A 23,441-nucleotide genomic window follows, 5' to 3' on the forward strand; every position below is an offset into this window, starting at 1 on the left:
GTACGCGACCGCCCAGCATGAGGTCTTCCCGAAGATTTCCTTGGACTGGAGCGAAAAATGCCGAAGACGCCGGTGACCGTCGTGGGCCTCGGTTCGATGGGTTCAGCCCTGGCGGACGCCTTGCTGGCGGCCGGGCATCCGACCACCGTGTGGAACAGGACGGCCTCGAAGGCCGAGCCGCTGATCTCGCGTGGAGCGATCCTGGCCGCGACTGCCGGGGACGCGGTTCGGGCGAGCCCGCTGATCATCACGTGCCTGACCACCTACGAAGACACACGCGCGGCCTTGGAAGCGGCCTCACTGACCGGGCGTGCTTTGGTGACCTTGAACAGCGGCTCACCGGCGGAGGCGCGCCGGATGGCCGAATGGGCGAAAGAGCGCGGCGCGCGCTACCTCGACGGGGCGATCAAGAACGTGCCGTCGGCCGTGGGCGCGCCGGACACGCTGCTGTACTACGGCGGCGACAAGGCCGTCTTCGACGAGCACCTGGAGACGTTGCGGGTGCTCGGCGGCGACACCGTCCATCTCGGCGAGGAAACCGATCTGGCGGCGCTGTACGAAACGGCCGTCGGCGGCACCCTGCTGCCCGCGCTGGTCGGGTTCTTCCAGGGTGCCGCCGCGCTGCGGTCGCGCGGGCTCGCGGCCGAGACGCTCCTGCCCTACGCCACCAAGTGGTTCGAGATGATCATCTCGGTGCTTCCGGTGTTCACCAAGGAAATCGACAGCGGCGACTACTCGGAGCCCGCGTCCTCGGTGGACATCTTCCACGCCGGCGCCGCCGCCGACCTCGGGCTGGCCGAGGAAGGCGTCGACGTCGCGTGGCAGCAGCCGATGCACGACCTCGTGCGGCGGGCCGTCGAGGCCGGGTACGGCGATCGCAGCATCTCGGTCCTGACCGAACTGCTCAGCGTTGGGGCCGCAGGGTCTTCGACCACAGCGAAGCGCCCGTAGCGTCCCTCAGATCGACAGTGAGCGCGCCGCTCCGTCCGTCGATGTTCACCTCGCCGAAGTGCTGGAAACCGTCGGCGGGCGAGGTGTTCGCGGCGGGCGGGGCGTGCACGAACACCGCTTCCGGCCCGAACGTCGGGTCGAGGGTGTTCGGGCCGAACGCGCCGGCGTTGAGCGGGCCGGAGACGAACTCCCAGAACGGGTCGAATTCGGTGAACGACGCGCGATCCGGCGAGTAGTGGTGCGCCGCGGTGTAGTGCACGTCGGCGGTCAGCCAGACGACGTTGCGCACCCGGCGCCGCGAGATCTCCCGCAGCACCCAGGCGAGTTCGGTCTCGCGACCGCCGGGCGCGCCGGGCAGGCCGTTGGCGACGCCTTCGATGGCCTTGCCGTCCGGGACGGTGAGGCCGATCGGGAGGTCTGCCTGGATGATCTTCCAGGTGGCGGTGCTGCGGTCGAGCGCGTCGACGAGCCAGCGGGCCTGACGGTCGCCGAGGACATGGCCCGGTTTGGTCTGGTCCGAGGTGTTGGCGTCCTTGTAGGTCCGCATGTCCAGCACGAAGATCTCGGCGCGGGAGCCGTGCCGGAAGTTGCGGTACACGCGGCCGTCGACGGCCTGGCGGCGGTCGATCGGGTGCCATTCGTGGAACGCCTGGAACGCGCGGGCGGCGAGCACGTCGACCCGCTTTTCGGTGTATTCGGGGCGATCGTTGAGGATCTCACCCGGGTACCAGTTGTTCACGACTTCGTGGTCGTCCCACTGGACGTAGGCGGGAACGTTCGCGGTGAAGCGCTTGAGGTTCTCGTCGAGCAGGTTGTAGGCGAACTGGCCTCGGTACTCGTCGAGCGTCTCGGCGACCTTCGCCTTCTCCGGGGTGACGATGTTGCGCCACACGCGCCCGCCGGGCAGCGCGACGGTCTCGGTGAGCGGCCCGTCGGCGTAGACCGTGTCTCCACAGTGGAGGAACAGATCGGGACGGCGGTCGGCCATCGCGCGGTAGATGGTCATGCCGCCGCGTTCGGGGTTGATGCCCCAGTTCTGCCCGGCGACGTCGCCGGACCACAGCAGCCGGACGTCCGAGCGGCCGACCGGGGCGGTGGCGAAGCGGCCGGTGACGGCCTCGCTGCGGGTGCGGCCGTCGAGGTCTTCGGCGGTGACGCGGTAGTGGACCTCGGTGCCCGGCATGAGGCCGGCGACGCGCACCTTGCCGGTGCCGCCGGTCTCCGGGCTCATCACCGGGCCGCGCACGACGCGCGCGTGCCGGAACGACGGATCCCGGGAAACCTCCACGATCAGCCGCGACGGCCGGTCGGCGCGCGACCAGACGATGCCGGAACCGGTGCTGACGTCGCCCGACTGGACACCGTGGGTGAGCACCGGGCGGTCGCGGCGGAGGAGCGGGACGGCGTTCGCGGTCGCGGTTCCGGGAAGGAGCAGTCCGCCCGCGACCGCTCCGGCGCCGGTGAGACCGGCTTTGAGCAGTGTGCGGCGGTTGTGGTGGGTTGCGGTCATGGCGCGGTTCTATCCCGTGGTCACGGCCGGTGGACCAACGCCGGTTGACCTGGTGATGAACGAACGGGCGGTAGCCGGCTCAACCGTTCGGTCGATGCCTCCCCGTGTCGGCGCCGGTACTTTCGATCACGGGGACGATCGATCCGGATGGGGGAACGATGCGAAGGTTCCAGCGCGGTCTCGTGCTGCTCACGGCGGCCTTGGCGGTGTCGAGCGTGACGACGGGGGTCTCGTCGGCGGACGAGCTCGGCCGGTCACGGGCGGTGATCCGGTACACCGAGTACGGCATCCCGCATATCGCGGCGAAGGACTTCGACGGGCTCGGCTACGGCTACGGGTTCGCCGCGGCCAAGGACAACATCTGCGAACTCGCGAACACCTATCTGACGGTGTCCGCGCGGCGGTCCGCGTACCTCGGCGCGGGCGGCCAGGGCAACCCGGCGATGAGCGAGGCGGAGAACAACCTCGACAGCGATCTGCACTTCCAGCGGATCAACGACTCGGGCGTGGTCGAGCGGCTGCTCGCCCGGCCCGCGCCGCACGGCCCGCGGACAGAGGTGCGGGAGCTGGCGGCCGGCTACGTCGCGGGTTACAACGCGTACCTGAAACAGACCGGCGTCCAGCGCATCACCGATCCGGTCTGTCGCGGCGCGGACTGGGTCCGGCCGATCACCGAACTCGATTTCTACCGGCACTTCTACGCCGTCACGTCGGTCGCCGGGCAGGGCTTGCTCGCCTCCGACCTCGTCCGCACCCAGCCTCCGTCCACAAAGGACGCTTCCGTCGCGGGGCCGGAGTCGGCGCCGAAAATCGCCGACGGGCTCCGGAGGACCATGAAGACCGGCGAACTCGGCAGCAACGGTATCGCCGTCGGCGGAGACGGGACGAAGTCCGGCGGTGGCCTGCTGCTCGGGAACCCGCACTATCCGTGGCAGGGCGGTCGCCGGTTCTGGCAGTCGCAGCTGACCATTCCCGGCCGGTTCGACGTCGCGGGCGGAAGCCTGTTAGGGCTCCCGATCCCGCAGATCGGCCACAACGCCGACGTCGCCTGGACGCATACGGTGTCGACGGCGATCACGTTCGGTCTCTTCGAAGTGCCGCTGTCACCCGGCGACCCGACGACGTACCTGGTGGACGGGAAACCCGAGAAGATGACCGCGCAGGAGGTGAAGGTCGAGGTCCGCGAGCCGAGCGGCGAGCGACGGCAGGTCGCCCGCACCTTCTACGGGACACGGTACGGCCAGGTCCTCGGTTCGGCGTTCGGCGTGCCCACGCCGTGGACGGCGAAGTCCGCGCACGCGCTGCGGGACGGGAACGCCGGTAACCTGCGCGGCCTCAACACCTGGTTCGAACTGGCCGGAGCACGCGGCACCACGGACGTCGCCAACGCGCTCGCGCGCACCCAAGGCGTCCCGTGGGTCAACACCATCGCCACGGACAGGGCCGGGAACGCGCTCTACAGCGACATCCAGGTCGTCCCGCACGTCACCGACGAGCGGGCGGCGGATTGCGGGACCGCGCTGGGCCGGGCACTCTTCCCCGGCACCGGTCTCTCCATTTTGGACGGTTCGAAGTCGTCGTGCGACTGGGGTTCCGACCCGGGTTCCCTGGAGCCGGGGCTGTTCGCGCCGTCCCGGCTGCCGCTGCAACAGCGACGCGACTACGAACTCAACGCCAACGACAGTGCCTGGCTTTCCAACGCCCGCGCACCGATCGCGCCGCTCCCCCGGATCGTCGGCTCGACCGGCACTCAGCGGTCGGACCGGACGCGGGAAGCGCTCATCGCCACCGAAGAGGGCTTGGCGGGCAAGGGATTCACGCCGTCGTCGATGAAGGACATGCTGTACCGCGACCGAAGCCGCACGGCCGAGCTCGCGTCCGCCGACACGGCCGAGATGTGCGCGGCCTTCCCCGGCGGCCAGGCTCCGTCCTCGTCGGGGCCGGTGCCCGTCGGCAACGCCTGCGCGACGCTGGCCTCCTGGGACCGCACGTTCCGGCTCGACAGCCGCGGCGCGCTGTTCTTCGAGCGGTTCGTGGACCGGATCGGCGGCCTGCGCGGCATCTGGCAGGTCCCGTTCGACCCGAACCGGCCGGTCACCACCCCGAACACCCTCGCGACCGGGAATCCCGACGTGCAGAAGGCCTTCGGTGACACGCTCGCGGAGTTCCGCGCCAACGGCATCCCGGTCGACGGCAGGCTCGGCGACCACCAGACGGTGACCAGGGCCGGCCAGAGGATCCCGATCCACGGCGGGCCGGGCGACCTCGGCGTGCTCAACGTGATCACGGCGCAATGGGATCCGGCCAAGGGCAATCACGAGGTCGGGCACGGATCCAGCTACGTGCAGGTGGTCGGGTTCAGCGGCAAGGCCGCCTGCCCGGACGTCTCGACGATCATGACCTACTCGCAGTCGACCGACGTCACGTCACCGCATTTCGCCGACCAAACGCGGCTGTACTCGCGGGGCGGCTGGGTGCGGGGACGCTTCTGCGCCGCGGACATCGCGCGGTCGCCGGAGCTACGGGTGGTGAGGCTGCGCTAGGCGCGTGATCACGCGCGTAACTCGCGTGATCAGAGGCGTAACTCGCGTGCTTGGAGGCGTAACTCGCGTGATCGGACGCCGCACACCCGTGTGCTGCCTCCAGACACGTGAGATACGCCTTTGATCACGCGAGTCACGCCGTGGCCCTGGGGCCCGGAGAACCTACTGCGGTTGCTGTTGCTGGCTGGGCAGTGTCCCGGCCGCCATCCGCCGCGCCACATCGCGGCGCAGCCACAGGAGCCACAGCCAGATCCCGAGGAAGATCACCCCGAGGATCGCGACGGCGGGCAGCGCGACGAAAAAGGCGATCAGCGCGACCTGCAGGACGAGCACCGCGGGCACCGCCCACGGCTTCTTCAGGAAACCGCACAGCACGATCAGCGCGACCGCGATGACGATCACCGACCAGCCGGTGAACGAGCCGACACCGCCGCCGAGCTTCGCCACCACGGGCAGCGCGAGCGCGACGGTGATGCCCTCCATGATCAGCGAGCCCGCCATCACGCCCCGGAAGGACTTCATCGGGTCCTTGGCGGGCGGTTTCGGGGTTTCGTCGGTCACGCCGGCTCCTTACCGAACAGGGTCCTGGCCTCGCCCGCGGTGACGACCGAGCCGGTGACCAGCACACCGCCGCCCGCCAGCGGTTCCTCGGGGTCGTCGCTCTGCTCGACGAGGCCGATGGCGGTCTCGATCGCGGCGTCCAGGCTGGGCTCGGCCACGACCCGGTCTTCGCCGAAGATCGAGATGGCGATGTCGTTGAGCTCGTCGAGCGGCATCGCGCGCGGGGACGAGTTCTTGGTGACGACGATCTCGGACACCACCGGTTCGAGGGCGTCCAGGATGCCGCGGGCGTCCTTCTCCGCCATCACGCCGACCACGGCGGCGAGACGGCGGAAGGCGAACTCCTCGGCGACGGTGGTCGCGAGCGCCTTGGCACCGTGCGGGTTGTGGGCGGCGTCGAGCAGCACGGTCGGCGCGGCTCGGACGCGCTCCAGCCTTCCCGGGGTCTCGACCTCGGCGAAGGCTTCGCGGACGGCTTCGATGACCAGTTGCTTGTCTTTGCCCGCACCGAAGAACGCTTCGACCGCGGCCAGCGCGAGCGCCGCGTTGGCGGCCTGGTGCGCGCCGTGCAGCGGCAGGAAGATCTCGTCGTAGACCCCGCCGAGGCCCTGCAGCTTGAGCATCTGCCCGCCGACGGCGACCTCGCGCTCCAGCACGCCGAACTCGCTGCCCGCGCGGGCGACGCTCGCGTCGACCTCGACGGCGCGTTCCAGCAGGACCTTCTGCACTTCGGGGTCCTGCTCGGCGATGACCGCGACACTGCCGGGTTTGATGATCCCGGCCTTCTCCACCGCGGCCTTGACCGGGGAGCCGCCGAAGTACTCGACGTGGTCGACGCCGATCGGCGTGATGACGGCGACGTCGCCGTCCACGACATTGGTGGCGTCCCAGGAGCCGCCGAGCCCGGTTTCGACGACCGCGGCTTCGACGGGCGCGTCGGCGAAGGCCGCGAACGCCATCCCGGTGAGCACCTCGAACTTGCTCATCGGCACCGCGTCGGGCCCGCCCGCGTTGTCCACCATGGTCACGTACGGCGCGACGTCGCGATACAGATCGACGTACGCGGCGGCGGAGATGGGGGCGCCGTCGAGCGCGATCCGCTCGGTGACCAGCTGCAGATGCGGGCTCGTGTACCGGCCGACGCGCAGGCCCATCCGGGTCAGCAGCGCGTCGATCATCCGGGTGGTCGAACCCTTGCCGTTGGTCCCGGCGACGTGCAGCACCGGGTAGCCGCGGTGCGGTTCACCCATGAGGTTGACCAGGGCCGCGATCCGGGCGAGAGACGGCTCGATCTTGGTCTCGGGCCAGCGCTGGTTCAGCTCGGCCTCGACGGCGAGCAGTTCGCGGCGCGCCTGCTGCCCGTTCGGGTCGGCCGGGGCGAACTCGTCGCCCTGGTCGTCCAGTTCGTGCAGCTCCACGTCCTCGGGGGCGACGAGGTCCGGCACGGGGCCGAGCGCGAGGTTGTCCCCCAGCTGCCCGATCCCGCCGATGCCGCCCCGTGAACCGCCACCCGCCTGGTACGCGGCGTCGGGTGCGTCCAGATCCGGGTCGGTGTCGTCGGACGGATCGTGGGCGCGGGCCCCCAATTCGTCGACACCGGCGAAACTGTCCAGATCTGCCAGGTCCGGGGATTCCCTGAAATCTTCGGAATCCCGGCCGTCACCTCGCGGCACGAACTCTCCTCTTAGCCTTGCTACCTGTCACGCCGAGTCTACGTGCGGCTTTTCCTGGCACTCTCGACGCATGGGGTTCAACCACAACGACCACTACCACCCGCTCCTGCTCGACCAGCTGCCTCCCGGCCCCGGCGTGGCGCTGGACGTGGGCTGCGGCGGCGGGCGGTTCGCGCGGCGGCTCGCGGCGACCGGGATGCACGTCGAGGCGATCGACCGGTCCGGCCCGATGATCGAGCTCGCCCGCGCCGCCGGTTCGCCGGGGCCGGGCACGATCTCGTACCGGCAGGCCGACGTGGTCGCCGAGAAGCTGCCGGAGGAGGCGTACGACTTCATCTCCTGCCTCGCGTCGCTCCACCATGTGCCGTTCGACACGGTCACGAAGCTGCGTGACGCACTGGTCCCGGGCGGTGTGCTGGCCGTGCTCGGCCTCGGCAGGCCCAGCACGTTCGCCGACTACGCGCGAGCGATCGCGGCCTCGCCGGTCAACGCCGTGGCGAGGGTGATCGTGTACGCGGGCGAGCGGCTCAACGGCGGGGTCGATCCGCTGCCGAAGGCGCCGATCATGGAGACCTACCCGCCGATGAACCGGATCCGGCGCGACGCGGAGCGCCTGTTGCCGGGGAGCAAGGTCCGGAACCTGCTCTTCTTCCGCTATCTCCTCGTCTACCGGCGGCCGGAAGACGATCACCCGATGTGACACCCCAAGCGGGTGAAACCGGCGCCCGACCACCCGATCGGCGGCGCCGACGGGAGCGGATCCGGTTCATTTTTGAGAGGCCATCCAGTCCGGAGATCGGGGTCCTCATGCGCTACAGACGCGTCCTGTTCGCGGCCGTCTCGACCGTCGTCCTGCTGATCGCCTCCGCCACGGCGGCCACCGCCGCCACGCGGTCCTACCGGAATTACGTCGCGCTGGGTGATTCCTACACCTCCGGGCCGCTCATCCCGCTCCCCCGCCTCGACCCGCTCTTCTGCGGCAAGTCGACGCAGAACTATCCGTCGATCCTCGCCACGGCCCTGCGGGTCCGCTCCTTCACCGACATCAGCTGCGGTGGCGCCGACACCACCAACATGACGCAGCGGCAAAGCGTCACCCTCGGCAGCAACCCGCCCCAGTTCAGCGCCCTGCGCGCGAACACCGACCTGGTCACGGTCGGGATCGGCGGCAACGACTACGACGTCTTCGGCACGCTGGTCGGCACCTGCCCGTCACTGCGCGCGAGTGATCCCACGGGGAACCCGTGCCAGGACAAATTCACCGTGGGCGGGGTCGACACCATCAAGGCCAAGATCGCCGACACCGGCAAGAACGTCGAGAAGGTGCTGGCCGGGATCCACGCCCGCTCGCCGCGCGCCGACGTGCTCGTCATCGGCTACCCGCGGATCGCGCCGGAACGCGGTTACTGCCCGAAGATCCTGCCGTTCGCCGAGGGCGACTACGCGTGGCTCAACGACGTCGAGAAGGCGCTGAACTCGGCGATCGAGAAGGCGGTCGCCGCCGATGGCAAATCGACCTTCGTGGACACCTTCGGCCCGTCGGCCGGGCACGACGCCTGCGCGAAGAACGGGGCCGCCTGGATCAACGGGCAGCACACGAAACTGCTCGCCGCCGCGGCGTACCACCCCTACCGCACCGGGATGGTGGGCGTGGCCGGAGTGGTCCTCCGTCACCTCCGCTGAAAGCCTCGTGAGTGGTAAGGACGGTTAGAACCGTCCTTACCACTCACGAGGTCAGGAGGCGGGAAGCGTCGCCAGTCGGGCGTTGATGCGCTCGATGTCCGCGACCGCGGTCTCCTTGCGGGCCCGGATCTTGCCGATCACCGGCTCCGGCGCCTTGTCGATGAAGGCCTGGTTGCCGAGTTTGGCCTCGGCCTGCGCCAGTTCCTTCTCCGCCGCGCCGAGGTCCTTCTGCAGGCGCTTGCGTTCCGCGGCGACGTCGATCGTGCCGGACAGGTCCAGCTCGACGGTCACCACACCGGCCGACAGCCCGACCTCGAGCGACGCGCTCGGCGCGAAGCCCTCTTCCGGCTGGGTGAGCCGGACCAGCGAGCGGATCGGCTCGTCGTGCCCGGTGATCTCGGCGAACCCGTCGCCGGACAGCCGCGCGGCCACCTTCTGGCTGGGCTTGAGGCCCTGGTCCGCGCGGAACCGACGGACCTCGGTGACCAGCTTCTGCACGTCCGCGATCCGCTTGTCCGCCACAGCGTCGGCGTACGAGGAGTCGGCCACCGGCCACTGGGCGATCACCAGCGACTCACGGCCGGTCAGCGCCGTCCACAGCTTCTCGGTGATGAACGGGATGAACGGGTGCAGCAGCTTCAGCACGGTGTCGAACACGTGCCCCAGCACCGCGCGGGTCGCCGTCACGCGGGCCTCGTCACCCTGGAAGACCTGGACCTTCGACAGCTCCAGGTACCAGTCGCACAGCTCGGTCCAGGTGAACTGGTACAGCGTGTCGGTGGCCTTCGCGAACTGGTAGTCCGCCAGGTATCCGGTGACCTCGTCGACGACGTTGCCGAGCCTGCCGAGGATCCAGCGGTCGGCCTCGGTGAGCTCGGCGGCCGGGGGCAGCGGGGCGTTGGCGTCCGCGCCGTTCATCATCGCGAACTTGGTGGCGTTCCAGAGCTTCGTGGTGAAGTTCCGGGAGCCCGCGACCCACTCTTCGCCGATCGGCACGTCGGTGCCCGGGTTGGCACCTCGCGTGAGGGTGAACCGCAGCGCGTCGGTGCCGTACTTGTCCATCCACTCGATGGGGTCGACGCCGTTGCCCGCGGTCTTCGACATCTTCTTGCCGAACTGGTCGCGGACCATGCCGTGCAGCGCGATGGTCTTGAACGGCGCCTCGCCGGTGGCGTAGAGGCCGAACATCATCATCCGCACGACCCAGAAGAACAGGATGTCGTAGCCGGTGACCAGCACCGACGTCGGATAGAACTTGTTCAGGTCCGGGGTCTTCTCCGGCCAGCCGAGGGTGGAGAACGGCCACAGGCCCGACGAGAACCAGGTGTCGAGGACGTCCGGATCCTGGGTCCAGCCCTCACCCGACGGCGGCTTCTCGTCCGGTCCGACGCAGACGACCTCGTCGTTCGGGCCGTACCAGACCGGGATGCGGTGGCCCCACCACAGCTGGCGCGAGATGCACCAGTCGTGCAGGTTGTCGACCCAGTCGAAGTAGCGCTTCTCCATCTCCGCCGGGTGGACGTTCACGCGGCCGTCGCGCACCGCGTCGCCGGCGGCCTTCGCGAGCGGGCCGACCTTGACGAACCACTGCAGCGAAAGCCGCGGCTCGATCGGCTCCTTGGACCGCTCGGAGTGCCCGACGCTGTGCAGGTACGGACGCTTTTCCGCGACGATGCGGCCCTGCTCGCGCAGCTTCTCCCGCACCGCGACACGGGCCTCGAAGCGGTCCATGCCGTCGAATTCGGTGCCGGTGCCGTCGATGCGGCCCTGCTCGTCCATGATCGTGATCATCGGCAGGTCGTGCCGCTGGCCGATCTCGAAGTCGTTCGGGTCGTGCGCGGGCGTCACCTTGACCGCGCCGGTGCCGAACTCCGGGTCGACGTGCTTGTCCGCGACGATCGGGATCTTTCGCCCGGTCAGCGGAAGCTCGACCTCGGTACCGATGAGGTGGGTGTAGCGCTCGTCGTCCGGGTGGACCGCGACGGCGGTGTCGCCGAGCATCGTCTCCATCCGGGTGGTGGCCACGACGATCGCGTTCTCGCCGTCGCCGTAGCGCATCGAGACGAGCTCGCCCTCGACCTCTTCGTGCTTCACCTCGGCGTCGGACAGCACCGACCGCAGCTCCGGCGACCAGTTGACCAGCCGCTCGGCGCGATAGATCAGGCCGTCGTCGTAGAGCTTCTTGAAGATCGTGTTGACGGCCTTGGACAGGCCGTCGTCCATGGTGAACCGCTCGCGGGTCCAGTCCACGCCCTCGCCGAGGCGCTTCATCTGGGCGAGGATCTTGCCGCCGTGCTCGTTCTTCCACTGCCAGACGCGCTCCACGAAGGCCTCGCGGCCGAGCTCGCGGCGGCTGGTGCCCTCGGCGCGGAGCTGCTTCTCGACCAGCGCGTGGACCGCGATGCTCGCGTGGTCCATGCCCGGCAGGTACAGCGTCTCGTCGCCGAGCATGCGGTGGTAGCGGGTGATGGCGTCGATCAGGGTGTGCTCGAACGCGTGCCCGATGTGCAGCGAACCGGTCACGTTCGGGGGCGGGATGACTACCGTGAACGGCGGCTTGTCCGACGTGGGGTCGGCCGTGAAGTAGCCGGCGTCTACCCAACGCTGGTAGAGCGAGGCTTCTTCGTCGGCCGGGTTCCAGGTACCCGGAAGGTCGGTCTGCTGCGGCTGGGCGTTCTCGGTCACAGTTGACAAGTCTACGAACCCCCTCCATCGACTTCCTCACCGGCCGTAACGCCCGGCGTTCCCAGGCGATGAGGGGTTGTCGTGACGCACTGGGGAGGGGCGGGCTCTTGGAAGACCGGCGGCTGGAGACGCATCCGGATCTGATGGATCCGAATTGGCGCGAGCACGCGGAAGTGGACGCCTGGCTCGGCGCGAAGAAGCAGGCGTCGCACCGCCGTTTCCGGGTGTCCGGCGGCCCCGTCCTCGTCCTGGCGCTGATCGCGCTCGTGGTCGCTGCGGTCGTCGTGCACCGGGTACAGGGACGCGGCGTCAACGACGTACCCGGCTTCGGGCAGCCGCCGAAGGCCGCCCCGGTTTCCGGTGCGGTCGACCTGAACCGGCCCTACGACCGCACCCCCGCCGCGAACTGGCGCGAAGGCATCGCCGGGGTCATCGTGCCGCCGGGGCGGGCTGTCGGCGATTTCACCGCCGGGGAGGTCGACGCGGCGTACCGGACCGTGACGGAGGCCATCGCGGCGGCCCGGCTGGGTTCCCCGGCACTGCAGTACGCGGACGGCTCGGAACTGCTCCGCCTGCTCGCCCCGAACGAACGCGTCCGGCTCGAACCGGCGCTCGCCGGCCCGCTCAAGGTCGAAAAGGGCAAGTACCTGACCCTCATCGGCCCGAACCGGCTGCTCCAGGTGAGCCCGCGCATGACCGGCTTCCTGACCTCGAAAGCCGGCGAGAAGGGCGAACTGATCTTGCACGCGAGTTACACGACCGCGTACGCCTTCGACGCGCATCCGGGTGAGGCCCGGTCGCCGGCGGACATAGTCCCGTTCGTCCGCGACGAGCAGGACTACGTGATCCGCAAGGCGCCGCCGTTCGCCGAGGCCGACGCCGGGCTCAGCTTCGGCGAAGGCGCGGGCTACCACTCGCACATGGCGTGTGACGCGCTCAAGGCCGGCATCCTCGCGCCCCAGTACTCTGACAAGAGCAAACCCGTCGACGGAGCGCTCGCGGTCGACGAAGTGGACACCTACGACCCGACGAAACCCCTGCCGTCGACAGGCAACTGCGGTTAGCCGGCCGAAACCCCTGGGGAAGAGGACAGAGATGGACGAAGAGGACCGGCGGATCGAGACCCACCCGGACCTGGTCGACCCGAACTGGCAGAAGCACGCCGAACTGGACGCCTGGCTCGGCGCGAAGAAGGAGCTCAAGAAGAAGCGCCGCAAGCAGCGCAAGGCGGCGGCCTCCGCCGGCGGCTACTCCGCGCCGGGGTCGAGCCGGTGGCCCGGCATCGCCGCGATCGTCGCACTGATCGTGCTGGTCGTGGCCGCGGTGACGGTGAACGCGGTGCAGGAACGCGGCGTCAACGAGACACCTTGGTTCCCGCTCGACGAAACGCAGATCGCCCGGATCGTCACCGACGCCTGACCCCTCGGTCGCGCGCGGAGGCGGCAAGGCGCACGATGGGGGCATGACCCGCGAAGCACCCGCGAACGACGTTGACGAGACACAGCTCGAGGTCGGGAAACCGAAGAGCTGGGCGGCCGGGATCCCCGGGGTCGCCGTCTCCCTGATGCGCGGCATGGAACAGATGGGCGCCGCGCGCACGGTGAAGACGCTGCGCCTGCTGAATCAGCGCGACGGCTTCGACTGCCCCGGATGCGCCTGGCCGGAGCCGCGCGAGGTCGACGGCGAGCACCGCAAGCTCGCGGAGTTCTGCGAGAACGGCGCGAAGGCCGTCGCCGAGGAGGCGACGAAGCGCCGCGTCGGCCGCGAGTTCTTCGCCGCGCACTCGATCCACGAGCTGGCGGACAAGACCGACTACTGGCTCGGTCAGCAGGGCCGCATCACCGAACCGTTCGTGCTGCGCGAAGGCGCTTCGCACTACGAGCCGATCTCCTGGGACGACGCCTTCACGCTGGTCGCGGACGAGCTGCGGGCACTGAGCGACCCGAACGAGGCGATCTTCTACACCTCAGGCCGCACCAGCAACGAGGCCGCGTTCCTCTATCAGCTGCTCGTGCGCTCCTTCGGCACCAACAACCTCCCCGACTGCTCCAACATGTGCCACGAGTCCTCCGGCGCGGCGCTCGCGGCGACGACCGGCATCGGCAAGGGGTCGGTGTCGCTTGCCGACATCCACAAGGCGGACCTGATCGTGGTGGTCGGCCAGAACCCGGGCACCAACCACCCGCGCATGCTGTCCGCGCTGGAGGAGGCCAAGGGCAACGGCGCCAAGATCATGGCGGTCAACCCGCTGCCCGAAGCCGGTCTGATGCGGTTCAAGAACCCGCAGAACGTCCGCGGCGTGGTCGGCAAGGGCACCCCGCTGGCCGACGAGTTCGCGCAGATCCGGCTCGGCGGCGACCTCGCGCTGTTCCAGGCGATCGGACATCTGCTGCTGAAGTGGGAGCAGGAGACGCCCGGCACGATCGTCGACCGCGCGTTCGTCGAGTCGTCCACCGAGGGATTCGAGGACTACGCGAAGCATCTGCGCGAGATCGACTGGACCGAGGTCGGCACCGCGACCGGGCTGCCGCGGGAGCAGATCGAGCGGCTCGCGCGGATGATCGCGACGTCGAAGCGGACCATCTACTGCTGGGCGATGGGCCTGACCCAGCACAAGCACGCGGTGCAGACGATCTCCGAGGTCGCGAACCTGGCGCTGGTGCGCGGCATGATCGGCGAGCCGGGAGCGGGCCTGTGCCCGGTGCGCGGGCACTCCAACGTCCAGGGCGACCGGACGATGGGGATCTGGGAGAAGATGCCCGAGTCCTTTATGGACAGTCTCGACGCCGAGTTCGGCATCAGGGTCCCGCGCGACCACGGATACGACACCGTCGCCGCGATCCGCGCGATGCGGGACGGCAAGGGCAAGGTCTTCTTCGCCGTCGGCGGCAATTTCGCGTCCGCCACCCCGGACACGGAGCTGACCGAGAAGGCGCTCAAGTCGTGTTCGCTGACCGCGCACGTGTCGACGAAGCTCAACCGGTCGCACGTCGTCCCCGGCAGGACGGCGCTGATCCTGCCCACACTCGGCCGCACGGAACGCGACGTCCAGGCGGGCGGCGAGCAGTTCGTCACCGTCGAGGATTCGATGTCGCAGGTGCACACCTCACGCGGCAGGCTGGCCCCGGCCAGTGAGCACCTGCTGTCCGAGGTCGCCATCATCTGCCATCTCGCGGAGGCCCTGCTCGGCGCCGGGCACGCCGTGCCGTGGCGGGACTTCCACGCCGACTACGACCTCATCCGCGACCGGATCGCCCGCGTCGTCCCGGGCTGCCACGACTACAACGCCCGGGTGCGTGAGCCCGACGGGTTCGTCCTGCCGCACGCGCCGCGTGATTCGCGGCAGTTCAACGGGACCGCCAACGGCAAGGCGAACTTCACCGTCTCCGAGCTCGAGTATCCCGAGGTGCCCGAGGGCAGGCTGCTGCTGCAGACGATGCGCAGCCACGACCAGTACAACACCACCATCTACGGGCTTTCCGACCGTTACCGCGGCATCGAGGACGCGCGGCGTGTGGTGCTGGTGAACCCCGAGGACCTGGTTTCGCTCGGGCTAACCGACGGCGCGATGGTCGACCTGGTCTCGGAATGGCGGGACGGCGACCGCCGGGCCCCGCGGTTCCGGGTGGTCTCCTATCCGACGGCGAAGGGCTGCGCGGCGGCGTATTTCCCCGAGGCGAACGCGTTGGTGCCGCTGGATTCGGTGGCCGACAAGTCGAACACGCCGGTGTCGAAGGCGATCGTGGTGCGGTTGGAGCCGGTGACCGCACCTTAGGCCGCCCGGTCGGCGGTGTCGGGCGGGACGGGCCGGGTCCACCGTGAAGTGACCGACCCACTTCGCGGAAAGGCCTTGCCATGTCACGAAGATCGGCTCTGCGTTGCTTCGCCGCCCTGGCCTCGCTCCTGCTCGTCGCGGTACTGCCCGGCGCGGCCACCGCCGCTCCGGGCGCACCGCCGCCACTGCCCTTCGTCTCCCAGCTCGACCTGTCCTGCTACCGGACCGAGGGCTACAAACCGCCGCCCGTGGAGCTCACCCTCACGCACCTCAACCCCGTCCTCGCGAAATTGCCGTCGGAGACGGTCAAGCTGGGCGAACGCCGGCAGCTTTGCGTGCCGGTCGCGAAGAACGGCGCGATCCCGCCGCCGGGCATCCTCGACTACGTCCGCTGGGTGGATCTGTCCTGCTACCGGATCGAAGGCCGCGCGGCCGACTTCCCGCTGACGCTGAGCCAGCTGAACCCCGTCGTGCAGAAGCTGGGTATCCAGGACGCGCACGTCACGATGTTGTCGCCGGAGCAGTTGTGCGTCCCCGTCGCGAAGAACGGGAAGCTGCCGCCGCCGGAGATCCTGTCGTTCGTGCGGCACATCGACCTCGAGTGCTACGCCCTGCGCGTCCTCGGTATCCCCACCATCCCGTTCCCGCTGACACTGGGCCATCTCAACCCGGTGCTGGCCGACCGGCCGAAGACGGACGTCAAGGTCGGCAACGCGCGGCAGGTGTGCGTCCCAGTGGCCAAACGCGGTGACGAGATCCCGCCGGAGGTGCTCGGCACCATCCAATGGCTGGATCTGGCGAAGGCGGACGTAAGCACCGCGCCCAGCGTCGTCGGCCCGGTCTCGCTGAAGCTGACCCACCTGAACCCGGTGCTGGCGCGGCTACCCAGTGAGGAGGTCGTCATCACCGAGCCGACCCAGCTCGGCCTTCCGGTGGCCAAGAACGGCAAGATCCCGCCGGGCTGAGGATCAGTCGATGCATCCGGCACTGTCCGGGGTGATCGGCTGCTCACCCTGGGCAGGCGCTCCCCCGCCCGCGGACACGCCCGGTCCTTTGTAGACCTGACCGAGGACGACCTCGACCTGGCCCGCGGCGACCGAATCGGCTTTCTGGACGTCCAGTCCGCCGAGCAGTTTCGCGATCTCCGCCGCGGGCCCGGACGCGTCGCTGTACCGGACGACCGACGTCCGCCGCCCGGCCTCGGCCTTCGTGTCGCCCTTGCCGTAACCCTTCTCCGCCAAGAGATCCGAGACGCGGGCGGCGAGACCGTCCTTGCCGCTCGCGTTGACGACGTCGACCTTGGGGCCGGCCGGCGCCTGCGGGGTCGCGGGCTGCGCGCCGATCAGCGAGGCGGCGAACGCGCGCACCTGGACGGGATCCACCTGCACGGCGGTCCAGGTCGGATGCCGGGGGTCGTAGCGGTAGTCGGGGTTGACCACCGGGATCGTCTCGAACGCGATACCGCCTCCGGACACGCCGCGCATCTGCCGGACGAAGTCGAGCAGGTCCCACGAACCGTCGAGCACCACCGAACGCTTCACCGCGTCGATCAGGTCGGACACGCGCGCCGGGTTGGCGAGGGTCCCGCCGGACAGCACCTTTTGCGCCAGCCCCGCGAGGAACACCTGCTGACGGCGGACGCGGTCGAGGTCGCTGCGGGGCAGGTTCTTGCGCTGACGGACGAAGGCGAGCGCGTCGGCGCCCTGGATCGTCTGCCGCCCGGCCGGGAAATCCGCGCCCGAATCCCGGTCCTTGGTGGCCTTGTTCAAGCAGACCTCGACCCCGCCGACCGCCTTGCTGATCTCGTAGAAGCTCAGCAGGTTGACCTCGGCGAAGTGATCGATCTTGACCCCGCTGAGCTCCTCGACCGCCTTCAGGGTCGCCTTCCGCGCCGCGGTGATCGCCTGCTTGTTGATTTCGGCCTTGTCGGTCTTGCCCGCCGCGCGCTGCTCGTTCGCCGAGGCGAACTTGGTCCGGCCGAAGATCTCGTTGATCTTGCTCTTGTCCTTCGTGCCCGGCTGCGCGACCCAAGAGTCCCGCGGGATCGAGAACGCCTTCACGGCCTGCTGCCCGTTGGGGATGCGGAGCACGATGAGCGTGTCGGTCAGGTCGTCGCCGTTGGCCCCGGCGCGCAGTTCGCGCAGGATCTCCGGCGGGAGCGGCCGGTCCTGGTTGTCGGTCCGCGCGTCGCGGCCGACCAGGAGGATGTCCAGCGAGCCGTCGGCGGGCTGCTCTCCCGGGTCCGGCGCCTCGATCACGTCTTCACGCGTGACGCCTTCGAGCGACTCCAGCGTCGTGTATCCGTACGCGGTCCCGCCGAACACCGCCACCGCCAGCGCGGCGACCAGGACCTTCCCCAGCTTGTGCACGTTCCATAGACGCGCGGAAAGCCTTCAGCGCTGCATTCGTGATCCAGTTCACATCCGCAGATACGAGGCGCCGTTCAGGTCGAGGATCGCGCCGGACGCCCACGCGGCGTCGCCGGAAGCGAGGTAGAGCACCGCCGCCGCGACCTCCTCCGGCGTGCCGACCCGGCCGAACGGGCTCTCGCCGCGCGCGCCTTCGACCTTCGCCGCGACCCGGTCCGTCGCGGTGAAGCCGGGCGCGACGGTGGTCACGGCGATCCCGTGCGGAGCGAGGGCGACGGCGAGCGACTGCCCCAGCGAGTGCAGCGCCGCCTTGCTCGCGCCGTATGCCGGGAACTCGGGCTCGCCCTTGAAGGCTCCCCGCGAGCCGATGTTGACCACGCGGCCGGGCGCGCCGCGCTCGATCATGTGCCGGGCCACGCAGTAGGTCACGTTCGCGGTGCCGAGCACGTTGACGTCGAGCATCCGCCGCCAGACCCGCTGCCAGTCCTCATAGGACACTTCGGCGACGGGATGGGCCGAGGACGCGGACGGTGCGAAGGCGGCGTTGTTGACCAAGACGTCGACACCGTCCACCAGCGCCTCGGCCTCGTCGGCGACCCGCCGCGCCACCTCGGGATCCGCGAGGTCGCCCTGGACCAGGCCGTGCCCGGAACCGGGAAGCTCGCCGAGGGTCCGCTCGGCGTCCTCCCGCTTCGAGGCGTAGTGGACGGCGACACGGTCGCCCTTTTCCGCGAAGGCGCGGGCGATCGCACGGCCGATGCCGCGCGACGCCCCGGTGACCAGAATTCCCACGAGCCGACCTTACTCAGCCGCCGAAAAGCTGGACCACCTTGCGGAACAGTTCGTAGACCCCGTAGGCGAACGGGAGCGCGACCCACAGCCAGGCGAAGACCATCAGCCCGGTGCGGCGGCGTTCGGGAGCCTGTTCGGTCATCGGGCCTCACTCCTCGCGGGCTCGCCGGACGGCGCCGGCTCGTGGAACTTCGGGTTGACGGGGCGCACCAGTTCGTTGGCGACGAAGCCGACCACCAGCAGGCCGATCATGATGAACAGCGACGTCGAGTAGAGGTCGGGGCCGACCTTGCCCGCCGCCTTCTGGCTGTCGGCGATGGCGTTGACGATGAGCGGCCCGAGCACACCGGCCATCGACCACGCGGTCAGCAGCCTGCCGTGGATCGCGCCCACCTGGTACGTGCCGAAGAGGTCCTTCAAGTACGCGGGGACGGTCGCGAAGCCACCGCCGTAGAACGACAGGATCAGCATGGCGCACAGGACGAACACGAGCTTCGACGCGTTGGTGGTCAGCGCGATCACCAGGTACAGCAGTGCGCCGACACCGAGGTAGAGCCGGTAGATGTTCTTGCGCCCCACCAGATCCGAAGTGGACGACCAGACGAACCGGCCGAGCATGTTGGTCAGCGAGAGCAACGCGACGAACCCGGCCGCGGCGGCGGTGCCGACCGGGGTCGAGGTCTCACGGAAGAAGTCCGCGATCATCGGCGACGCCTTCTCCAGGATGCCGATGCCCGCGGTCACGTTGAAGCACAGGACCACCCAGAGCAGCCAGAACTGCGGCGTCCTGAGGGCGTTGCGCGCCGACACGTTCGCGGTGGTGATCATCGCGTTGCCGTGGTCGGTCTTGGGTTCCCAGCCCGCCGGCTTCCAGCCATCGGCGGGAACGCGGACGAGCAGGATGCCGAGGGTCATGAAGACCGCGTAGACCAGGCCGTGCACGAGGAAGGCCGTCGCGACCGTCCCGGCCGACCACGGCGCCGCGCCCAGCATCTGCGAGGACCACGGAGAGGCGATCAGGGCGCCGCCGCCGAAGCCCATGATCGCGATCCCGGTGGCCATCCCCGGCCGGTCCGGGAACCATTTGATCAGCGTCGACACCGGCGAGATGTAGCCGATGCCGAGCCCGATGCCGCCGATCCCGCCCCAGCCGAGGACGACGAGCCAGTACTGCGACGTCGCCACGCCGAGCGCGGAGAGCAGGAAGCCCGAGCTGAAACAGACCATCGAGACGAACATCGCCCAGCGCGGCCCGTTGCGTTCGACCAGCGTCCCGCCGAACGCCGCCGACAGCCCGAGCATCACGATGCCGAGCTGGAACGGCAGCGCGCTCTCCGTGCCGCTGAGCCCGAGAGTCTTCTCCAGCGGCGGTTTGAAGACGCTCCACGCGTACGCCTGCCCGATCGACAGGTGGACGGCGAGCGCGGCGGGCGGCACCAGCCAGCGGCTCCAGCCCGGCGATGCGACGATGCGGGAACGGTCCAGGAAGCCGACAGCCATCCGGCGCCTCCGTACTCTGGGGATGTGCACTGGGAATGTATTACTTAATTCCCGACGTTGCAGTATCCGAGTGTCGAATAACCGGTCAGAAGGGTGGACAAGTGGGCAGGGTGACGGTGCGGCGTCCGGTGCGGAAGATCTCCGCGACGAAGGACGTCCGGCGGCCCGACGCGCTCGCGGCCGAAGAACCGCTGGAGATCCGGGTCGGCGGCAAGGCACTCGTGGTCACCATGCGCACACCCGGCAACGACGTGGAACTGGCGCACGGGTTCCTCCTGTCGGAGGGCGTGCTCGCCTCGCGTGAGGACGTCGCGGTCGCGCGGTACTGCGACGGCGTCGACGACCAGGGGCGCAACACCTACAACGTCCTCGACATCGCGCTGGCCGAAGGGGTGGCTCCGCCGGAGACCGGCGTCGAGCGGAACTTCTACACCACGTCCTCGTGCGGCGTCTGCGGCAAGGCCGCGCTCGACGCGGTGAAGCTGAAAAGCCGGTTTTCGCCGGGGAAGTCCGAGTTCGCGGTGAGCACCGACGTGCTGGCGACGCTCCCGGACACCCTTCGCGCGCACCAGAAGGTGTTCTCCAGCACGGGCGGGCTGCACGCGGCCGCCCTGTTCGACGGTGACGGGAACCTCGCCGTCGTCCGCGAGGACGTCGGCAGGCACAACGCCGTCGACAAGGTGCTCGGCTGGGCGCTGCAGGAGGGCCGGATCCCCGCGGCGGACGCCGGGCTGCTGGTGTCCGGCCGCGCCTCGTTCGAACTGGTGCAGAAGGCCGCCATGGCCGGGATCGGCCTGCTGGCGGCCGTTTCCGCGCCGTCGTCGCTGGCCGCGGAACTGGCCGACGAGAACGGCATGACCCTCATCGGTTTCCTGCGCGGCGACAGCATGAACCTCTACGGCGGGGAACAGCGGGTGCTCGGCCTGGACTGAGCAGGGCGCGAAGTGTTGCGAAAGCCACTTTCGCAACGTTGAAGGTTGCGAAAGTGGCTTTCGCAACGTCGGCGGAGGTGGCGACTAGCCCGCCAGACGTCGCGAAAGCCACTTTCGGGACATCCGACGTCCTGAAAGTGGCTTTCGCGACACCTCCCCTTCAGCCCTCCGCGCCCACCCAGTTGCCGTGGAAGCCGTTCGGCACGCGGTCCGGCAGGTGCACGGCACCGACGGTCTCCAGTGTCCCCGCGTCCAAAATGGTCAGATCGCTCTTCTGCGTCGCGGCGTCGTAGACGAAACCCATCAGCACACCTTCGTCCTCCCCCGCGTCCACAGAGGACGGCACGAAGACGAACTCCCCCACCTGGCTGCCCGCGCCGAATTCCCGCGAAGCGACCGAACGGTTCCACAGGTCGTGTTTGAGCAGTGCCCCCGAGGACGCCGATCCGTCCTTTGTGGACACCGAGTAGCCGAAGCGATGCCGCCGTCCCACCAAACGCTCGTCGACGCGCGGGAACTCCTGCCCCTGGTCGTCGAGGCGTTCCTCGACGACCTTGCCGGCACTCAGGTCGATCGTCCAGCGGTCCAGGGTCGGCGGCCCCTCGGCGGGCCCGAGCAGTTCGGTGTCGAACATCTTCGGGTGGCGGACGACGTCCAGCACGATGTCGTCGCCGTCGTCGTAGGCGTTCATCGGGTGGAAGACGTAGCACGGCTCGATCTCGAACCAGCGGACGTCGCCGTTGCCGCCGTCGCGCGGCATGACCCCGATCCGCGCCGGGTACTTCGGGTTCCAGCGGTACGGCAGGCCGGCGTTGCCCGAGACCCGCTGACGCAGCTTCGCCGCGAAGGGATCCGGCACCTTCACCTTGCCCACCAGCGCCGACAGCACGAGCCGCGCGGGCGTGCGCAGGACCGACGGGACGGACGCGGCGACGGCCTGCTCGCTGTCGAAGGCGACCGGGAGGTCGTAGAACACGACATGCTTCTCGGTCAGGGAGAAGTCGTGCATCATCGGCGAACCGGTGACCTCGACGTCGACCGTGCGGCGGGCCCGTCCCCGCGCGTCGATCACCGAGTACTGGACCTTGTTGCCCGAGCCGAAGAAGTACGACACGGCGTGCAGTTCGCCGGTCTCCGGATCACGCTTCGGATGGGCGGTGTAGCCGCCGGGAAGCGTGCCGTCGAAGTCGCAGACACCGACGGTGTCGAGCTCGTCGGTCAGCTCGAAGCTGGTGGCGCCGCCCTCGATCAGCGCGAGGGTCTTGCCCGCGTGGCCGATCACGTTCGTGTTGGCCCCCAGACCGGCGGCCACACCGCCTTCCCAGCGCTCGCCCAGGTCCGCGGACAGCCGCGGGTTGCGCACCCAGCGGTTGCGGTACCACTCGGCGCGGCCGTCCCGCAGCCGGACGCCGTGCACCATGCCGTCGCCCATGAACCAGTGATAGGTCGCCGGGTCCACTTCGGACAGCGGGTTCGGCCCGTTCCTCAGGTAGCGGCCGTCCAGGTATTCCGGGATGTGCCCGGTGACGCTCAGTTCGGTGATCGTGTGCTCGCGGCTGACCGGGGCGAAGTTGCCCTCGAGGAACTTGTTGCCCATCACTGGCCCCCTACCGGCGGAATAACGATGTTATGCATTCATTTATAACAGGGTTATGGGATACTGGCAAGCATGGCATCGAAACCCTCCGCCGCCGAGGTCAAGGCCAAGCTGATCGAGGCGGCGATCCGGCTGCTCTCGGACGGCGGCCCGGAGGCGCTCCAGGCCCGCAAGCTGGCGGCCGAGATCGGTGCGTCGACCATGGCCGTGTACACCCACTTCGGCGGGATGGGCGCCTTGGTGAACGAGGTCGCGCGCGAGGGCTTCCGGCGGCTGTCGGCGAATCTGGGCGAAGTCGAGGAGACCGACGACCCGGTCGCCGACATCCTCACCCTGGCGCTGGCCTACCGGCGGACCGTGGTCGACAACCCGCAGCTCTACGCGGTGACCTTCGGCCAGAGCCAGCCCAGCGGGCAGAAGGCGGCACTGGGCGACATGACCAAGGAGGAGACCCGCCAGAACGCCAGCGAAGAGGGCATCGAGGCCTTCGGCTATCTCGTTCGCGCCGCGAAGCGGGTGATAGACGCGGGCCGGTTCCGTCCCACCCCCGAATTCGAGGTCGCCGCCCAGCTCTGGAGCGCCGTGCACGGCTACATCACGCTGGAGGTCGCCGGGCATTTCGGCGACGGCGAGAATGGTGTGGACCACATCCTGATTCCCCTGGCCACCGCGATCGGCGTGGGTCTCGGCGACACTTACGAGGCGGCGATGCGGTCCGCCCGGGTCTCGATCGAGGCGTGGCGCGCGAAAGAGGGAAACATCGGCACCTGATCCGGCGATACCCCGGTCACAGGTCGGTGAATCGTGCAACCTTCGAGCGGAAACGCGCGTCTGACCTGGTGGAAGCCCTCGGCCGGAAAGAAACCGCGG

General features: G+C 69.3%; 19 protein-coding genes. 10 read left to right on the forward strand and 9 right to left on the reverse strand.

The annotated features are described in order from the left end of the window. Nucleotides 1–57: 57 nt before the first annotated feature. Nucleotides 58–951: an NAD(P)-dependent oxidoreductase gene (locus H4W30_RS29940; RefSeq protein WP_192745849.1), complete on the forward strand. Its 894-nt coding sequence runs from the start codon at nt 58–60 to the stop codon at nt 949–951. Here H4W30_RS29940 and H4W30_RS29945 read toward each other — a convergent pair. Beyond that, nucleotides 905–2,461 carry an alkaline phosphatase D family protein gene (locus H4W30_RS29945; protein WP_192745850.1) on the reverse strand — a complete coding sequence of 519 codons (1,557 nt, stop codon included), beginning with the start codon at nt 2,459–2,461 and terminating at the stop codon, nt 905–907. The two genes, H4W30_RS29940 and H4W30_RS29945, sit on opposite strands and share 47 nt — an antisense overlap. 158 nt (nt 2,462–2,619) lie before the next feature. Between H4W30_RS29945 and H4W30_RS29950 the strand changes: the two genes are divergently transcribed. Continuing rightward, nucleotides 2,620–5,004 (forward strand): penicillin acylase family protein, encoded by a 2,385-nt coding sequence (locus H4W30_RS29950; RefSeq protein WP_192745851.1) that lies wholly within the window; start codon nt 2,620–2,622, stop codon nt 5,002–5,004. A gap of 162 nt (nt 5,005–5,166) precedes the next feature. Here H4W30_RS29950 and H4W30_RS29955 read toward each other — a convergent pair whose 3' ends face one another. Both H4W30_RS29955 and folC read right to left on the reverse strand, forming a co-directional pair. Beyond that, complete coding sequence (locus tag H4W30_RS29955) at nt 5,167–5,565, reverse strand: DUF4233 domain-containing protein (RefSeq protein WP_125694671.1); 399 nt, start codon at nt 5,563–5,565, stop codon at nt 5,167–5,169. Continuing rightward, complete coding sequence (folC, locus tag H4W30_RS29960) at nt 5,562–7,238, reverse strand: bifunctional tetrahydrofolate synthase/dihydrofolate synthase (protein ID WP_192745852.1); 1,677 nt, start codon at nt 7,236–7,238, stop codon at nt 5,562–5,564. Before folC ends, H4W30_RS29955 begins: the two co-directional genes overlap by 4 nt. A 70-nt stretch (nt 7,239–7,308) precedes the next feature. On the opposite strand from folC, the gene H4W30_RS29965 reads away from it, so the two are divergent. Continuing rightward, nucleotides 7,309–7,938, forward strand: a complete 630-nt coding sequence (locus H4W30_RS29965; protein WP_192745853.1) for a class I SAM-dependent methyltransferase — start codon at nt 7,309–7,311, stop codon at nt 7,936–7,938. Between the two features lie 107 nt (nt 7,939–8,045). Continuing rightward, the gene (locus tag H4W30_RS29970) at nt 8,046–8,921 is read left to right on the forward strand and encodes an SGNH/GDSL hydrolase family protein (RefSeq protein ID WP_192745854.1); all 876 of its coding nucleotides are present in this window, start codon (nt 8,046–8,048) and stop codon (nt 8,919–8,921) included. A gap of 51 nt (nt 8,922–8,972) precedes the next feature. On the opposite strand, the gene H4W30_RS29975 is transcribed toward H4W30_RS29970, so the two are convergent. Further along, nucleotides 8,973–11,606 (reverse strand): valine--tRNA ligase, encoded by a 2,634-nt coding sequence (locus tag H4W30_RS29975; RefSeq protein ID WP_192745855.1) that lies wholly within the window; start codon nt 11,604–11,606, stop codon nt 8,973–8,975. 107 nt (nt 11,607–11,713) lie between these two features. Between H4W30_RS29975 and H4W30_RS29980 the strand changes: the two genes are divergently transcribed. The 4 genes from H4W30_RS29980 (at nt 11,714) to H4W30_RS29995 (ending at nt 16,346) form a co-directional block, all read left to right on the forward strand. Beyond that, nucleotides 11,714–12,670 (forward strand): hypothetical protein, encoded by a 957-nt coding sequence (locus H4W30_RS29980; protein WP_225949914.1) that lies wholly within the window; start codon nt 11,714–11,716, stop codon nt 12,668–12,670. A 31-nt stretch (nt 12,671–12,701) separates the two neighbouring features. Beyond that, nucleotides 12,702–13,025, forward strand: coding sequence for a hypothetical protein (locus H4W30_RS29985; protein WP_192745856.1), 324 nt, complete (start codon nt 12,702–12,704; stop codon nt 13,023–13,025). 43 nt (nt 13,026–13,068) lie between these two features. Beyond that, nucleotides 13,069–15,381: an FdhF/YdeP family oxidoreductase gene (locus H4W30_RS29990; RefSeq protein WP_192745857.1), complete on the forward strand. Its 2,313-nt coding sequence runs from the start codon at nt 13,069–13,071 to the stop codon at nt 15,379–15,381. An 80-nt stretch (nt 15,382–15,461) separates the two neighbouring features. Beyond that, nucleotides 15,462–16,346, forward strand: a complete 885-nt coding sequence (locus tag H4W30_RS29995; protein WP_192745858.1) for a hypothetical protein — start codon at nt 15,462–15,464, stop codon at nt 16,344–16,346. A 3-nt stretch (nt 16,347–16,349) separates the two neighbouring features. On the opposite strand, the gene H4W30_RS30000 is transcribed toward H4W30_RS29995, so the two are convergent. The 4 genes from H4W30_RS30000 to H4W30_RS30010 are packed head-to-tail and all read right to left on the reverse strand — an operon-like array spanning nt 16,350 to nt 20,042. Further along, a complete protein-coding gene (locus H4W30_RS30000) occupies nt 16,350–17,750 on the reverse strand; it encodes an LCP family protein (protein ID WP_192745859.1) in 1,401 nt (466 codons plus the stop codon). A gap of 48 nt (nt 17,751–17,798) precedes the next feature. After that, nucleotides 17,799–18,542, reverse strand: coding sequence for an SDR family NAD(P)-dependent oxidoreductase (locus H4W30_RS30005; RefSeq protein ID WP_192745860.1), 744 nt, complete (start codon nt 18,540–18,542; stop codon nt 17,799–17,801). 13 nt (nt 18,543–18,555) lie between these two features. Next, nucleotides 18,556–18,684, reverse strand: a complete 129-nt coding sequence (locus H4W30_RS44320; protein WP_255355414.1) for an MFS transporter small subunit — start codon at nt 18,682–18,684, stop codon at nt 18,556–18,558. Beyond that, the gene (locus H4W30_RS30010; protein WP_192745861.1) at nt 18,681–20,042 is read right to left on the reverse strand and encodes an L-lactate MFS transporter; all 1,362 of its coding nucleotides are present in this window, start codon (nt 20,040–20,042) and stop codon (nt 18,681–18,683) included. Before H4W30_RS30010 ends, H4W30_RS44320 begins: the two co-directional genes overlap by 4 nt. A 101-nt stretch (nt 20,043–20,143) precedes the next feature. On the opposite strand from H4W30_RS30010, the gene fdhD reads away from it, so the two are divergent. After that, the gene (fdhD, locus tag H4W30_RS30015; RefSeq protein ID WP_192745862.1) at nt 20,144–20,974 is read left to right on the forward strand and encodes a formate dehydrogenase accessory sulfurtransferase FdhD; all 831 of its coding nucleotides are present in this window, start codon (nt 20,144–20,146) and stop codon (nt 20,972–20,974) included. 160 nt (nt 20,975–21,134) lie between these two features. On the opposite strand, the gene H4W30_RS30020 is transcribed toward fdhD, so the two are convergent. After that, entirely contained in the window at nt 21,135–22,571 is a 1,437-nt protein-coding gene (locus H4W30_RS30020) for a carotenoid oxygenase family protein (RefSeq protein ID WP_192745863.1), read from the reverse strand. Nucleotides 22,572–22,643: 72 nt separating this feature from the next. Here H4W30_RS30020 and H4W30_RS30025 point away from each other — a divergent pair, with 72 nt between their 5' ends. Continuing rightward, entirely contained in the window at nt 22,644–23,342 is a 699-nt protein-coding gene (locus tag H4W30_RS30025; protein ID WP_192745864.1) for a TetR/AcrR family transcriptional regulator, read from the forward strand. The last annotated feature ends 99 nt before the right edge of the window (nt 23,343–23,441 follow it).

It is taken from the genome of Amycolatopsis roodepoortensis, from assembly GCF_014873915.1.
Classification (GTDB): domain Bacteria; phylum Actinomycetota; class Actinomycetes; order Mycobacteriales; family Pseudonocardiaceae; genus Amycolatopsis; species Amycolatopsis roodepoortensis.